The organism is Roseisolibacter sp. H3M3-2, from assembly GCF_029211165.1.
GTDB lineage: Bacteria > Gemmatimonadota > Gemmatimonadetes > Gemmatimonadales > Gemmatimonadaceae > Roseisolibacter.
The window spans coordinates 1-14,205 of record NZ_JARGEK010000097.1 but is presented as its reverse complement, the minus strand read 5'-3'; the positions used below and the strand labels follow the sequence as shown (position 1 = coordinate 14,205).

Genomic DNA, 14,205 nt, shown 5'->3' with positions numbered 1-14,205 from the left:
GGGCGCGGCGGGGCCGGCGCCGCGCCGCCAGGGGGGGCGGCGGACGGCGGGGCGGCGGGCGGGGGCACCGTGCTCACCATAGCGCGAGCGCGGCCAGCCCCACCGTGAGCCCGCCGGCGAACAGCCAGCGCGCCCGCGGCACGGCGTGCACGAGCTTCCACACCGCCCCGCTGGCGACGATCGCGGCCAGCGTCATCACGAACGCCTGCGACCAGCGCTGGCTCGCCCCCCACGACGCGAGCGCCATGCGCACGAGCGGCTGCGCGGCGCCGAGCGCGACGACGGTGATGAGGAAGCCGCGCACGAAGTCGCCGCCGAGCCCCGCCAGCTGCAGCCCGACCACGCTGCGCGCCGAGCCGGCGGCGAGGCGGTCGAGGTGCGCGCGCGCCAGCTGGCCGTTCAGCCGCCGCAGCAGCACCATCGACTCGCCGCCCACCCACGCCGTGACCAGCCCCACCAGCACGCTCGCGCACAGCGCGCCGGCGGTCCCGTTGGGCTGCTGCGCGTACAGCGCCCCCGCGACCACCGACGCCGACCCCCACTCGGGGTAGCGCGACGCGCCCACCGGCAGCGTCTCGAGCGCGAACAGCTCCAGCGCCGCGCCGACCAGCAGCCCGCCCACCGGGTTGCCCACCAGCGCCCCCGCCACCGTCGCGGCGACGATGGGGCGCGAGATCATGGCCTGCGGGAAGCTCACGACGTCGAGCCCCAGCAGCGCGCCGAGGAGCGCGATGCGCAGCAGGTCCGCGTGCGGCGAGAGTCCGTCCACGTCAGTCCAGCCCGCGCCCCGCGAGGACGTCGTCGAGCGGCACCGGCCGCCCGCTCGGCACGTCCTGCGCGCTCACCTGCACGCCGTCGCCGGCGAGCGCGCGCAGCTCGCGCTCCTCGTCGGGCGTGAGGAAGACGAAGCGCATGCGCTGCGTCCGCCCCGGGCGGTGGTGGATGCCGCCGACGTTCACCTGCCGGATCGCCCCCGCCGGGTCGGCCGCCGCGACCGCGCGCACCAGCCGGCGCATGGTGTCGACGTCGCCCGTGAGCAGGATCCCGCGGCGCCCGTCGGCGCGGTAGCGCGCGTGCGCCTCGGCGGCGCCGGCGACGTCGTGGAACGACACCTCCATCTCCGGCGGCACGCCCATGCGGTAGAGCTCCTGCTCCCACTCGCTGGCCGCGACCTCGTCGTCGACGAGGACGATGAAGCCGATGTCGAGCGGGCGCCCCCACCCCACGACCACCTGGCCGTGGATCAGGCGGTCGTCGATCCGGTAGAGCTCAACGGGCACCGCCGACCTCCTGCAACGCCAGCCGCCCGCGCTCGACCGCGTGCGCCACCGCCTGCGCGTCGTCGCCGGCCGCCTCGCCCGCCAGCACGAAGTCGATCACCGCCGGGAGGTTCGCCCCCATCACCAGCCGCAGGTCGGGGCGCTCGCGCAGCACGCGCCGCGCCGCGATCGTGCAGCTGCCGGCCGGCAGGTCGGTGAAGATCACGCGCACCGGCGCGGCGGCGAGCGCGTCGCGCAGCATCGCCTCGATGTCGGCGGCGCCGAGGCCGCGGTTGCTCATCGGCAGCAGCAGCTCGCCGCGGCCGGTGATCTGGTCGATCGCGGACACGATGCCGGCCGCGAAGTCGCCGTGCCCGGCGACGACGGCGATCGCGTTACTCATCGTCCTCCTGCAGGTAGCGCCGCAGGTCCGCCTGCGCGACCGACGCGCCCGCGGGCGGCGGGCCGCCGTCGCCGCGCATGCGCGCCATCAGCCGCTGGTTGAACGCCTCGGCCGGGTTCACGCCGCTGTAGCGCAGCAGGTGGTTCATGGCGATCACCTCGGCGATCACCGTGATGTTCTTCCCGGGGTTGAGGGGCACGCGGATCTTCGGCAGCTCGACGTCGAGGATCGTGTGCGTCTCGCCGTCGAGCCCCGTCCGGTCCACGACCGCGTCCTGGTTCCACTCCTCGAGGTGCACCACGACCTCGAGGCGCTTCTGCTGCCGCACGGCGCGGATCCCGAAGATCGCCGGGATGTCGATCAGCCCGATGCCGCGGATCTCCATGTAGTGCCGCTGCAGCTCGTGCCCCTTCCCGATCAGCACGTCGTTGCCGCGCCGCTTCACGATCACGAGGTCGTCGGCGACGAGCCGGTGCCCGCGCTCGACCAGGTCCAGCACGCACTCGCTCTTCCCGATCCCGCTCGGCCCCGTGAAGAACAGCCCCACGCCGAACACGTCGGCCAGCGACCCGTGCAGCGTCGCGGTGGGCGCGAACTCCTCGGCGAGGAACGGCTTGATGAGGCGGTAGAACTCCGCCGTCTTGATCGGCGTGCGCAGCACCGGCACCCCGCCCCGCCCCGCCAGCTCGAGGAACCCGGCCGGCGGCTCCTGCCCCTTCGTGATGAAGGCGCAGGGGATCGGGTGCGAGAAGAACGCCTCCAGCGTCGCGCGGCGCACGTCGGGCTCGCGCGAGTTGAGGTACGTGACCTCGGTCTCCCCGAAGACCTGGATGCGCTCGTGCGGGAAGCGGTTGAAGTAGCCCGACAGCACGAGCCCCGGGCTCGCCGCCTCGGGGCTCGTGACCTGGCGATCGAGGCCGACGGGGTCGCCGATCTGCTCCAGCGGCACCGAGGTGCCGAGCCGGTCGACCAGCTGGCGGACCGTCAGCCGGGGCTTCACGCGCTCGCCGCGTCCTGCCGCGCCGCGCGCACCCGCCGCGCGCGCGCCTCGCGCACCTTGGCGATCTGCGCCTCCAGCCCGTCGAGGGCCGAGCGCAGCGCGACGTCGAGCCGGTAGCCGGTCCCCTCGGCCACCAGCGCGGGGCGGCGCGGCGAACGGAGGGTGATCTCGACCCGCTGCTGCGCCCCGCCGCCGGCCACGCGCACGGTGGCGTCGACGACGCGTCGCAGCCGGCCGGCGAGCTTTTCGACCGCCTGCGCCGCCCGCGACTGGATCACCGTGTCGACCTCGGCATTGTGGAGCTGGAAGACGACCCGCACGCTGCTACCCTCCTGGCTCAACCGTCGATCACCTCGGCGAGATGCGCCGCCGTCTCGACCGCGGCGCGCTCCCACGTGAACGTCTCGGCGAACCGCCGGCCCTGCGCGCCCAGCGTGGCGACCAACGAGGGGGAGGCGGCCAGCTCCTCGAAGCGCGCGGCCATCGCGGCGACGTCCCCGTGGGGGACGAGGAAGCCGGTCTCGCCGTCCCGGACGCTCTCGCGGAGCCCGGGCGAATCGGAGGCGACGACCGGCGTGGCGCACGCGGCGGCTTCGAGGTTCGTGATCCCCCACCCCTCCTTGGGCGACGCGAACGCGAGCGCCCACGATCGGCGCAGCAGTTCCAGCTTCTCGGCCTCGCCGATGAACCCAAGAAACTCCACGCGCCCGGAGAGCGCAAGCGAGTCCGCCAGCCGCTCCAGCTCGGGGCGGTAGTCCCCCGTCCCGGCGATCAGGAGCCGCGCCTCGGGGTGCCGGACCCGCGCGAAGGCGCGCAGCACCAGGTCCACCCCCTTGTAGCGCCGCAGCCGCCCGAGGTAGGCGAACGTCGGCGTCGGCGCGCGCCGCGCCGCGTCGGGGGTGAAGCGCGCCGAGTCGATGCCGCAGTAGATGACGCGGATCGCGTCGCGCGGGATGCCGCGGGCGGCCAGGTCGTCGGCCGTGCTCTCCGAGATGGCCTGGAACGGCAGCCGCCCGTACGCCAGCCCGATCGGCCGCTCGGCCAGCCACACCGCCGTCGCCAGCGGCAGCGACGCCTCCTGGAACACGGTGCCGCCGAACAGGTGCGGCACCAGCCCGACCGTCCGCGGCGCCCCCCACGTCTGGGCGTAGATCGGGACCTTGTTGATGTCCTCGACCAGCACGTCGTACGCCTGCGGACGCACCACGCGCCGCGCGAACCGGCGCGCCAGGAACGGGAAGGTCTGGCGCGTCCCGACCCGGTAGACCTCGATCCCGTCGAGGCGCGCGCGCGGCGGGCACCCCGGCCACCCGCCGCAGACCAGCGCCACCTCGTGCCCCATCGCCGCGACGCGGCCGAACACCTCGTGCAGGTGGATCTCGGCGCCGCCGGCCTGCGGGTTCTCGCGGTCCTGCCAGTTGACGAGGAGAATCCTCAAGGCCGCACGACTCCGCGCGGCTCGACGCTCGACGCTCGACGCTCGCGCCGCCGCAGCGACGTCCGCATCGAGCGTCGAGCGTCGAGCGTCGAGGGGGCTCCTCCGTTCACAGCCTCCCCATCCGCCGCGCGAGCGCGTCCACGACGCCGTTCACGAAGCGCGCGCTCTGCGCGCTGCCGTAGCGCTCCGCGAGGCGCACGGCCTCCTGGATGACGACCTTCGGCGGGGTCTCGCCGCGCTGCAGCTCGGCGGCGGCGAGGCGCAGCACGCAGCGCTCGATCGCGCCGAGCCGCTCGAGGCGCCAGTTGGTGGTGACGTCGGCGAGCTGCGCGTCGATCGCCTGGCTGTGCTTGATGATGACGCCGACGAGCTGGCTGGCGAGCTTGCGCTCCTCCGGGCCGATGCCGAGGTCGTCCCACACGCGGATCGCGACGCGCTCCAGTCCCTCCTCGCCGCGCACGTCCCAGGCGTACAGCGCCTGCAGCGCGCGCGCCCGGGCGCGGCTCTCGAGACGCGGCATCAGCCCTCGTCCTCGCCGCCGCCGGCCAGCTCGGCCTCGGCGTCGGCGGCCGCGTCGAGCTGCGCGAACAGGTCGGCCATCTCCATCGCCGCCATCGCCGAGTCCCACCCCTTGTTGCCGTGCGTGCCGCCGGCGCGCGCCTCGGCCTGCTCCATCGTGTCGGTCGTGAGGAGGCCGAGCGTCACCGGCACGTCGAACTCGGCGCTCGCGTCGGCGACCCCGCGCGCGGCCTCGCCGGCCACGAAGTCGAAGTGCGGCGTCTCGCCGCGCACCACCGCGCCCACCGCGACCACCGCGTCGTAGCGCCCGGAGGCGAGCACGCGGCGCACGGCGGCGGGGAGCTCCCACGCGCCCGGGACCCAGACGACGTCGACGTCGCCGGCGTCCGCGCCGTGGCGCGTGAACGCCTCGACGGCGCCCTCGGCGAGCTTCTGCGTGACGTGCTCGTTGAAGCGGGAGGCCACCACGGCGAAGCGGCGGCCCTCGCCGCTCGGGGTGCCGACGAACTCGGGCATGGATCCGGGATCGGGGTCGGCCGGGAAGATAACCGGCAGGGGACGGCGGTTCACGACGCCAGCAGGTGGCCGAGCTTCGCCCGCTTGGTCGCCAGGTACGAGGCGTTCTCCTCGTTCGTCGGCGCCTGGAGGCGGACGCTCTCCAGCAGCTCGAGCCCGTACCCCTCGACGCCCACCAGCTTGCGCGGGTTGTTCGTCAGCACGCGGATCGACTGCAGCCCCAGGTCGAGCAGGATCTGCGAGCCGATGCCGTAGTTGCGCAGGTCGGGCTTGAAGCCGAGCCGCTCGTTGGCCTCGACGGTGTCGGCCCCCGAGTCCTGGAGCTCGTACGCCTTGATCTTGTTCAGCAGCCCGATCCCGCGCCCCTCCTGGTCGAGGTACACGATCACGCCGCGCCCCGCCTCGGTGATCAGCTCCATCGCGCGGTGCAGCTGCCAGCCGCAGTCGCACCGCTGCGAGTGGAACACGTCGCCCGTCAGGCACTTCGAGTGCATGCGCACCAGCACCCCGGCGCCGTCGCCGATCTCGCCGTGCACCAGCGCAACGTGCTCCGCGCCGTCGATGTCGTTCCGGTAGCCGACGATGCGCCACTCCCCCTGGTCGGTGGGGAGGCGCGCCTCGGCGACGCGGTGCACCAGGCGCTCGGTCTTGAGGCGGTGCGCGACGAGCTGCGCCACCGTCACGAACGTGAGCCCGTGCTTCTCGGCGAAGGCCTCCAGCTGCGGGCGGCGCGCGGTGGAGCCGTCCTCGTTGAGGATCTCGCAGATCACCCCGGCCGGCGCGCACCCGGCCAGGCGCGCCAGGTCGACCGCCGCCTCGGTGTGGCCGACGCGCGTCAGCACGCCGCCGTCGCGCGCGCGCAGCGGGTGGATGTGCCCGGGGCGCACGAGGTCGCGCGGCCCGCTCTCGGGATCGACGGCCACGCGGATCGTCGCCGCGCGGTCGGCGGCGCTGATCCCCGTGCTCACGCCGAAGCGCGGCGCGGCGTCGATGCTCACCGTGAACGCGGTGCGCATCGCCTCCGTGTTGTTCTCGCTCATCAGCGGCAGGTCGAGCTGCGCGCAGCGCTCGGCCGTGAGCGCGAGGCAGATCATCCCCTTCGCGCCGAGGAGGAAGTTGACCATCTCGGGCGTGACGTGCTCCGCCGCGCAGATCAGGTCCCCCTCGTTCTCGCGGTCCTCGTCGTCGGCCACGACGACGAACTTGCCGGCGCTGATGTCGGCGATGGCTTGCTCGATGGTACCGAATGGCATGGGATCAGACCCGGGAGAGGGACGCCGCGTAGGGCGCGAGGAGCCGCTGCACGTACTTGCCGACCACGTCGGCCTCGAGGTGCACGCGGTCCCCGGCGCCCCGCCGCCCCAGCGTCGTGTGCCGGTGCGTGTACTCGATGATGGAGAGCTGCAGCACGCCGGGGGCCGGCAGCGCGTTGACGGTCAGGCTGACCCCGTCCACGCAGATCGACCCGTGCGGCACCAGCAGCACGTCGATCTCGGCCGGCACGTCGACGTCGATGAGCCAGGCGTCGCCGCGGCGCTCCACCGACCGAACGGTGCCGACCCCGTCCACGTGCCCCTGGACGAGGTGCCCGCCCAGCCGGTCGCCCACCCGCATGGCGCGCTCGAGGTTCACCCCCCGCCCCTCCGCCCACTCGTCGAGCGCGGTGCGGCCGAGCGTGGTGACGACGGCGGCGACGGTGAACCAGCTGCCGCCGTCGGGGACGCCCCCGACGGGGCCGAAGTCGCGCACGGTGAGGCAGACGCCGTCGCAGGCGATGCTCTCCCCTTCCACCAGCCCGGTGTAGCGGGTCCGGATGCGGAACTCGCGCCCCGCCTCGGTCTCGGCGACCGCCTCGATGGTCCCGACGTCGTCGATCAGTCCGGTGAACACGCGCCCTCCGCGGCGCCGGGTGACGTACCCGTCCGCGGATGAGTTCCCGCGGCCGGCGCGGGGTGGACGGCGTACACGGTCTGCAGGTCGGCGCCGACGGCGCGGCGCGCGACCGGGAGGAGGCGCGGCGCGGTGGCCGCACGCAGCCCCGAGACGCCGGTGAACGGGCGGAGCGCATCGGCACCGAGCACCACCGGCGCCTGGAAGATAACCAGCCGGTCCACCAGCCCGGCCCCCCACAGCGCCCCGGCCAGCCCGGCGCCCCCCTCGACCAGCAGGGCGCGGACCCCGTGCTCCCGCCGCAGCGCCCCGAGCCCCGCCGCAAGCCCGGGCGCCGGGACGACCCGCACCCCCAGCGCCTCCAGGGCGGCGGCGCGCGCGGGATCGGGGGCGGGCTCGGTCACCACGGCCACCGGGACCTCCCGGGCGGTCCGCGCCAGCCGGCTCCCGGTCGGGAGGCGCAGCGTCCGGTCGAACACCACCCGCAGCGGCGGCACCCGCGGCGCCCGCGCCCCGCGGACGGTCAACGCCGGATCGTCGGCCAGCGCGGTCCCGATCCCGACCGCCACCGCGTCCGCCTCGGCACGCATCCGGTGCACCGCCAGCCGCGCGGCCGGCCCGGTGAGCCACCCGGGACCGTGCGTGTGGTCGGCCAGCGCCCCGTCGAGCGACAGCGCGAGCTTCAGCGTCACCCACGGCCGCCCGGCGCCCAGCGCGGCGTGCAGGAAGGGGGCGTTGAGCTCGCGCGCGTCGGCCTCGAGCAGCCCGAGGTCCACCCGCACGCCCGCGGCGCGCAGCCGAGCGGCGCCGCCCGCCGCGGCCGGGAACGGGTCGGCCACGGCGACCACCACGCGCGCGACGTCGGCCGCGAGCAGCGCGTCGGTGCACGGCGGCGTCTTGCCGTGGTGGTTGCACGGCTCGAGGGTGACGTAGACCGTCGCGCCGCGCGCCGCGCCGCCGGGCGCCGCCAGCGCGCGCACCTCGGCGTGCGGCCCGCCGTAGGCGCGGTGCCACCCCTCGCCGACCACGGCGCCGTCGCGCACGACGACGGCGCCGACCATGGGGTTCGGCGCCGTGTGCCCCCGGCCGCGCCGCGCGAGCTGCAGCGCGCGGCGCATGTGGCGCGCGTCGGCGGGCGAGAACTCCCTCACCGCACGCGCGCCGCCCTCAGAACTGCACGCGCAGACCCACGGCGCCGTAGGTGTACGCGTCGTCCGGCGCGCGGCCGCCGAACGAGTTGAAGGTCGCCGGGACCTCGCCGCCCGACACGCGCCCGATCTCGGCCGAGAAGCGCACGATCGGGAAGTTGAGCGACGCGCCCGCGAACAGGTTGGTCCGCGTCAGCTCCTGCCGCACCGACGCCACGTCGCGGTCCTCGAGGCGTGCCTGGCCGAGCACGGGGATCGTGCGGTTGAGGATCACCCCCGCCCGCGCGCGCGAGTCGTAGCGGTCCTGCCCCACGCCGGCGTTGACGCCGATGATCGCGAACCGCTTTCCCGCCTGCAGCCGCCACGAGTCGGTCTTCGCGTCCACGTCGTCGACGAGCACCGAGTCGACGCCGACGCGCGCGACCACGTTCGTGGTCGGGAGCTGGCGGCGCAGGTACGTCGCCGACACGCCGGGGACGATCGCCGTCTCCTGCAGGATGCCGAGGCGCGCGCCGTAGCCGAGTTGCAGCCCGCCGCCGGAGGTGCGCACGCCGAAGTCGTCGTCGTCCACGCTCGGCAGGTACGTCGCGCTCACCAGCGCGTCGACGCCGAGGACGTTGGTGAAGCCGAGCGGGATCCCCGCGAAGAGGCCGACCGCGCCCTCGGCCGTCGGGAGCCCGACCCACTGGTTCTCGGTGCGGAACGCGGTCGCCTGTCGCCCGTTGAGCGACAGCGTCACCCCCTGCGGCTGCGGGAGGGCGCCGCGCAGCGCGTTGACGCGCAGCCCGATGCTGAACTTCGGGAAGCCGCCGAGGGTGCTGGTCTGCCCGAGCACCGCGCCGCCGCCGGCGAGCGAGGCGCCGAGCTGCGGGGCGAGGAAGGCGAAGACGTCCGCCGCCTTCTGGCAGGCGTCCTGGACGAAGGTCGGCTCGGCGGCGCACGGCGCGGCCGCGGTCTGCGCCCCGGCCGTCGAGGCCAGCGCGAGGAACGACAGGACGGCGAGGGAACGGTGATGCGTCACGACGACTCCCCGGTTCACGAGAGGATGACGCGCCCGCTTCCCGAGGTCAGGTGGCCCAGCCGCCACGCCGGCACCGAGGCCGACGCCGCCGCCGCCAGCACGGCCTCGGCGTGCGCGGGCGCCACGAGCGCCACCATGCCGACGCCCATGTTGAACGTTCGGAACATCTCCTCGCGAGGGACGTGCCCGGCGTCACCGAGCGCCCGGAAGAGCGGCGGCACCTCCCACGTCGTCGTGTCCACCACCGCGTCGAGGTGCTCGGGGAGCGCGCGGTTGAGGTTCCCGGGGAGCCCGCCGCCGGTGATGTGCGCCATCGCGTGCACCCGGTCGAGCACGGGCGCGAGCGCCGGCAGGTAGCTGCGGTGCACCGCCAGCAGCGCGTCGGCCGTGGACGTGCCGAGCCCCGGGAAGGCGTCGTGCGGGCCCAGCTTGAGCCGGTCGGCGACGATGCGGCGCGCGAGCGAGTACCCGTTGGTGTGCAGCCCGCTGCTCGCCATCCCGATGAGCACGTCGTCGGGGCGCACGCGCTCGCTGCCGAGCACCGCGTCCTCCTCGACCCAGCCGACGATGAAGCCGGCGAGGTCGAAGTCGGGCGGCGTGTAGACGCCCGGCATCTCCGCGGTCTCGCCGCCGACCAGCGCGCAGCCGTTCTCGCGGCAGCCGGCGGCGACGCCGGCGACCACCGCCTCGACGTTCCGCGGCTCCAGCTTGCCGAACGCGACGTAGTCGAGGAAGAAGAGCGGCGACGCGCCCTGCACGAGGATGTCGTTGACGCAGTGGTTCACCAGGTCGTGCCCCACCGTGTCGAGCCGCCCCGCCTCGACCGCGACCTTCACCTTCGTGCCGACGCCGTCGGCGCTCGACACGAGCAGCGGCGCGCGCGCCCCGGCCGGCATGCGGAACATCCCGCCGAAGCCGCCGAACTTGCCGCGCGTGCCCGCGGTCATCGTGCTCTCGACCAGCGCCTTGAGGCGGTCCTTCGACGCCTCCGCCGCCTCGAGATCGACGCCCGCGCTGCGGTAGTCGAGCGGCTGCCCGGGCGCGCTCATGCCCCCGCCCCGAACTCGCCCGGCTCGGCGCCCGGCGTCGCGGCGCCCTCGGCCGCGCGGTCGAGCGCGTGCTCGAACGCCACCAGCTGCCGGAACTCGGCGACGCGCCGGTCGATCTCGGGAAGCGTCAGCGCGACCGTCCGCTCGTTGGAGAACCGCTCGACGGCGAACGACCCCATCGCCGAGCCGTAGACCACCGCGCGGCGCATGTTCGCCTCGCTGAGGTCGTCCGTCGCCGCCAGCCAGCCGATGAACCCACCGGCGAACGAGTCCCCGGCGCCGGTGGGGTCGAAGATCGACTCCAGCGGGTAGGCGGGCGCGAAGAAGATCGAATCGCCCGAGAAGAGGAACGCGCCGTGCTCGCCCTTCTTGATCACGACGTGCTTCGGTCCGCGCGCCATGATCCAGCGCGCCGCCTTCACGAGGTTGGCCTCCTCGGTCAGCTGCCGCGCCTCGGCGTCGTTCAGCGTGATCAGGTCGACGTGGCCGAGCAGGTCGAGCAGGTCGGCGCGGCGGCTCTCGATCCAGAAGTTCATCGTGTCGCACGCGACCAGCTTCGGCCGCGCGACCTGGCGCAGCACGTCGCGCTGCAGCCGCGGGTCGATGTTCCCGAGGAAGACGTAGGGCGCGTTGCGGAACGCCTCCGGGATCTGCGGCCGGAAGTGCGAGAAGACGCCGAGCCGCGTCTCCAGCGTCTCGGCCGAGTTCAGGTCGTGGCGGTACCGCGCGCGCCACCGGAAGCTCTCCCCCTCCGCCTGCTCCAGCCCCGCGAGGTCGACGCCCTTCGCGCGCAGCGGCTCCAGCTTCTCGAGCGGGTAGTCGCTGCCGACGACGCCGACGAGCTGCACCGGCCCGAAGTGGCAGGCGGACGACGCGAACATCGTGGCCGAGCCGCCGAGCACTTCCTCGGCCTTGCCGAACGGGGTCTCGACGGAATCGAGGGCGACGGAACCAACCACTAGGACCGGCATCAGCGTGGGCGGGAAGTTTGGACGTTCCGAAACCGCGGGAGTCGCGACTGCGGGAGTGTCGACGGCGGGAGTCGCAAGAGCGCACTGCGCGGTCACGACTCCCGCTCTGTCGACTCCCGCAGTCACGACTCCCGCTCTACGCGTGCTCTACATGCGATCCGGCGCCGAGATGCCCAGCACCTCCAGCCCGTTGCGCAGCACGATCTGCGCGGCGCGCGCCAGCGCCAGCCGCGCCTCCTGCAGCGGCGCCTCCTGCCCCAGCACGTGGTGCTTGTGGTACCAGCCGTGGACCAGCCCGGCGGTGTCGAGCAGGTACTGCGCGAGGCGGTGCGGCTCGAGGTGCTCGGCGGCCTGCGCGACGACGCGCGGGAAGTCGACCAGCGCGTTGATCAGCTCCAGCTCGGCCGGCGCCGCCAGCTGCGCCCAGTCGACGCCGCTCCCGTCGAACGTCGCCGGGTCGAGCCCGCCCTGGCGGAAGATCCCGCTCATCCGCGCGTGCGCCATCTGGATGCGGTAGATCGGGTTCTCCTCGCTCTGCGAGCGCGCGAGGTCGACGTCGAACACGAGGTGCGAGTCGCCCTTCCGCTGCAGGTAGAAGTACCGCACCGCGTCGCGCCCGACCCAGTCGAGCAGGTCGCGCACCGTGACGTAGCTGCCGGCGCGCTTGGAGATCTTGACCTCCTCGCCGCCGCGCATGACGGTCACCATCTGGTGGAGCACGTAGTCGGGGTACCCCTGCGGGATCCCGACGCCGAGCGCCTGCAGCCCGGCGCGCACGCGCGCGACCGTGCCGTGGTGGTCGCTCCCTTGGACGTTGATCGCGCGGCGGAAGCCGCGGTCCCACTTGGTGACGTGATACGCGACGTCGGGGACGAAGTAGGTGTAGTCGCCCCCCTTCTCCGCGCTGCGCTTCATCACGCGGTCCTTGTCGTCGCCGTACGCGGTCGTGCGCAGGAACAGCGCACCGTCCTGCTCGTAGGTCGCGCCCGCGCGCACCAGCGCCCGCACCGTCGCGTCGACCGCGCTCTCGCCGTCCGACGCGCCGAGCGAGCGGGCCGCCGACGCCGCCGAGCCCGGGGCGTAGAGCGACGACTCGAGGTAGTAGGTGTCGAACGCGACGCCGAACGCCTGCAGGTCGAGGTTCTGCTCCTGCCGCAGCGCGGCCACCGCGTGGCGGCGCACCTCCTCCTGGAACGCCGCGTCGTCGTGGCGCGCGGCGTGGTCGGGGTGCTCCTCCGCGAACCGCTCCGCGATCTCGCGGATGTAGTCGCCGTGGTAGCCCCCCTCCGGGATCTCGAGCGCGGCCCCGCCGAGGTGGCGCAGGTGCGCCAGGACGCTGCGCGCGAGGTTCGCGATCTGCGCGCCGCCGTCGTTGTAGTAGAACTCGCGCGACACGCGCACGCCGCTCCACTCCAGCAGCCGCGAGATCGCGTCGCCGAGGGCGGCCTGCCGCCCGTGCCCCACGTGCAGCGGGCCGGTCGGGTTCGCGCTCACGAACTCGACCACCGCGACGCCGTCGCCGGCCGGCGGCACGCGCCCGAACGCCGCGTCCTGCCGCAGCACGTCGGCCACGCCGCGCGCGGCGAACGCCGGGTCGAGGCGGAAGTTGATGAACCCCGCCCCCGCCACCTCGGCCGCCCGGACCCCCGCGTCGGCGAGCTGCAGGTGCGCGATCAGGTCGTCGGCGATCTCGCGCGGCTTCCGGCGCAGCGCGCGGGCGAGCGTCATCGCGAGGTTGGTCGTCCAGTCGCCGAACGCCGGGTCGCTCGGGCGCTGCAGCACCACGTCGACGTCGTCGCCCGCGCCGATGGCCGCGGCGGCCCGGCGCAGCTCCGCCCGGATGGCGTCGGCGCCGGTCATTCGGACGCCTTCGACGAGCCGCCCTTCGTCGCGCCGCCCGTGGACGGGGTACTCGGCGCGGCCGGCTTCGCGTCGCCGCCCGACGGCTTCGACTCGCCGCCCGACGACTCCGACTTCCCGCCTTCCGCCGGCTTGGCCGCGGGCGCGGTGCCGCGGTGCGCGTTCTTGCCGTAGTCGGTGAGGTAGAAGCCGCTCCCCTTGAACACGAGTCCGGCGCCGCCCGAGATCGCGCGCTCGGCGGGCGCCCCGCACGTCGGGCACTCGACCGTGGCGGGGACCTCGCTGATCCGGTGGAAGCGGTCGAAGACGTGCCCGTTCGGGCAGCGGAACTCGTAAGTCGGCATGGCGACGTGACTTATCTGTGGTGTTCGGAGCTTCGAAGAATACCCGGGCCCGGATGCGCCTTCAAGGCGCGCCCTTGAGCCGGCGGAACCGCGCCTCGACCGCGCCCGGCAGCGCCAGGCCGTCGGCGATCGCCGCGATGCGCTCCGCGTCCTGCCAGGCGCCCTCCAGCGCCGCCAGCTCCCCCTCCAGCGCGCGCCGCTCCTGGTCCTCGTGCGCCGCCATCTCCAGCGCCAGTCGGACCTCCTCGGGGAGGAAGAGCAGCGCGCCGGTGTCGCCGAACGTCTGCCGCGCGCCCCACTCGCGCACGCGCGCCGCGGCGCGGGGGAACGCCGCCTCGGGCCCGCCCAGCTCTTCCAGCGCGCCCACGGCGTCGCGCACCCGCGCGGCGCGGGCGCCGCTCCCGTTCACGAGCGGCAGGAGCACGCGCGCCGCCTCGGCGGCCGCGGCACCGGTGAGCGTCACCTCGCGCGCCGCGGGCATCTTGAGCACGTCGCGCAGCAGCGGCGTCGGCGACTCCGAGCGCCGGAGGAACGGGAACCGCAGCTGCCAGCCGCCGTCCGGCCCCGCCGCGAGGCGCGCGAAGGGAAGCTCGTTGCGCGAGATCAGGACGTACGTCCCCTCGCCGTCGGCCAGCCAGCGGTGCGCGAAGTGCGCGCCGCGTCCCAGCGCCTGCGTCGCGGCCACCGAGGCCAGCATCGCGGCGGGGAGTGCGAGCGTGGCCAGCGCGCCCGCCGGCAGCAGCGCGACCCCGGCGGCGAGCGCCACCCCGCCCACGCCGCCGGCGGC

Annotated in this window: 17 protein-coding genes; all 17 read right to left on the bottom strand. The window is 74.8% G+C overall.

The features are described 5' to 3' along the window. Window positions 1-73: 73 nt before the first annotated feature. Window positions 74-769 carry a PTS sugar transporter subunit IIC gene (locus PYV61_RS10365; protein WP_275831078.1) on the bottom strand — a complete coding sequence of 232 codons (696 nt, stop codon included), beginning with the start codon at window positions 767-769 and terminating at the stop codon, window positions 74-76. Between the two features lies 1 nt (window position 770). Further along, entirely contained in the window at window positions 771-1,280 is a 510-nt protein-coding gene (locus PYV61_RS10360; RefSeq protein WP_275831076.1) for a PTS sugar transporter subunit IIB, read from the bottom strand. Further along, the gene (locus tag PYV61_RS10355; protein WP_275831074.1) at window positions 1,270-1,662 is read right to left on the bottom strand and encodes a hypothetical protein; all 393 of its coding nucleotides are present in this window, start codon (window positions 1,660-1,662) and stop codon (window positions 1,270-1,272) included. The genes PYV61_RS10360 and PYV61_RS10355 overlap by 11 nt, the downstream gene beginning before the upstream one ends. Continuing rightward, entirely contained in the window at window positions 1,655-2,662 is a 1,008-nt protein-coding gene (gene hprK / locus PYV61_RS10350; protein WP_275831072.1) for an HPr(Ser) kinase/phosphatase, read from the bottom strand. The genes PYV61_RS10355 and hprK overlap by 8 nt, the downstream gene beginning before the upstream one ends. Continuing rightward, window positions 2,659-2,982 (bottom strand): HPF/RaiA family ribosome-associated protein, encoded by a 324-nt coding sequence (locus PYV61_RS10345; protein WP_275831070.1) that lies wholly within the window; start codon window positions 2,980-2,982, stop codon window positions 2,659-2,661. The genes hprK and PYV61_RS10345 overlap by 4 nt, the downstream gene beginning before the upstream one ends. A 17-nt stretch (window positions 2,983-2,999) precedes the next feature. Continuing rightward, window positions 3,000-4,100: a glycosyltransferase family 4 protein gene (locus PYV61_RS10340; protein WP_275831068.1), complete on the bottom strand. Its 1,101-nt coding sequence runs from the start codon at window positions 4,098-4,100 to the stop codon at window positions 3,000-3,002. 106 nt (window positions 4,101-4,206) lie between these two features. Then, window positions 4,207-4,620: a transcription antitermination factor NusB gene (gene nusB, locus PYV61_RS10335; RefSeq protein ID WP_275831066.1), complete on the bottom strand. Its 414-nt coding sequence runs from the start codon at window positions 4,618-4,620 to the stop codon at window positions 4,207-4,209. Further along, the gene (ribH, locus tag PYV61_RS10330; protein ID WP_275831064.1) at window positions 4,620-5,135 is read right to left on the bottom strand and encodes a 6,7-dimethyl-8-ribityllumazine synthase; all 516 of its coding nucleotides are present in this window, start codon (window positions 5,133-5,135) and stop codon (window positions 4,620-4,622) included. Before ribH ends, nusB begins: the two co-directional genes overlap by 1 nt. 50 nt (window positions 5,136-5,185) lie before the next feature. After that, entirely contained in the window at window positions 5,186-6,388 is a 1,203-nt protein-coding gene (locus tag PYV61_RS10325) for a bifunctional 3,4-dihydroxy-2-butanone-4-phosphate synthase/GTP cyclohydrolase II (protein WP_275831062.1), read from the bottom strand. A 4-nt stretch (window positions 6,389-6,392) separates the two neighbouring features. Further along, window positions 6,393-7,025, bottom strand: a complete 633-nt coding sequence (locus tag PYV61_RS10320; RefSeq protein WP_275831060.1) for a riboflavin synthase — start codon at window positions 7,023-7,025, stop codon at window positions 6,393-6,395. Beyond that, a complete protein-coding gene (ribD, locus tag PYV61_RS10315; protein WP_275831058.1) occupies window positions 7,010-8,176 on the bottom strand; it encodes a bifunctional diaminohydroxyphosphoribosylaminopyrimidine deaminase/5-amino-6-(5-phosphoribosylamino)uracil reductase RibD in 1,167 nt (388 codons plus the stop codon). The genes PYV61_RS10320 and ribD overlap by 16 nt, the downstream gene beginning before the upstream one ends. Window positions 8,177-8,192: 16 nt before the next feature. Beyond that, the gene (locus tag PYV61_RS10310) at window positions 8,193-9,194 is read right to left on the bottom strand and encodes a hypothetical protein (RefSeq protein WP_275831056.1); all 1,002 of its coding nucleotides are present in this window, start codon (window positions 9,192-9,194) and stop codon (window positions 8,193-8,195) included. Between the two features lie 14 nt (window positions 9,195-9,208). After that, a complete protein-coding gene (purM, locus tag PYV61_RS10305) occupies window positions 9,209-10,243 on the bottom strand; it encodes a phosphoribosylformylglycinamidine cyclo-ligase (protein WP_275831054.1) in 1,035 nt (344 codons plus the stop codon). Further along, window positions 10,240-11,214 carry a PfkB family carbohydrate kinase gene (locus PYV61_RS10300; protein ID WP_275831051.1) on the bottom strand — a complete coding sequence of 325 codons (975 nt, stop codon included), beginning with the start codon at window positions 11,212-11,214 and terminating at the stop codon, window positions 10,240-10,242. The genes purM and PYV61_RS10300 overlap by 4 nt, the downstream gene beginning before the upstream one ends. Before the next feature lie 147 nt (window positions 11,215-11,361). Further along, window positions 11,362-13,074, bottom strand: a complete 1,713-nt coding sequence (gene argS / locus PYV61_RS10295; protein WP_275831047.1) for an arginine--tRNA ligase — start codon at window positions 13,072-13,074, stop codon at window positions 11,362-11,364. Then, window positions 13,071-13,418: a zinc ribbon domain-containing protein gene (locus PYV61_RS10290; protein WP_275831045.1), complete on the bottom strand. Its 348-nt coding sequence runs from the start codon at window positions 13,416-13,418 to the stop codon at window positions 13,071-13,073. The genes argS and PYV61_RS10290 overlap by 4 nt, the downstream gene beginning before the upstream one ends. 61 nt (window positions 13,419-13,479) lie before the next feature. Next, the coding region (locus tag PYV61_RS10285; protein ID WP_275831043.1) for a hypothetical protein at window positions 13,480-14,205 on the bottom strand (726 nt) is incomplete at its 5' end.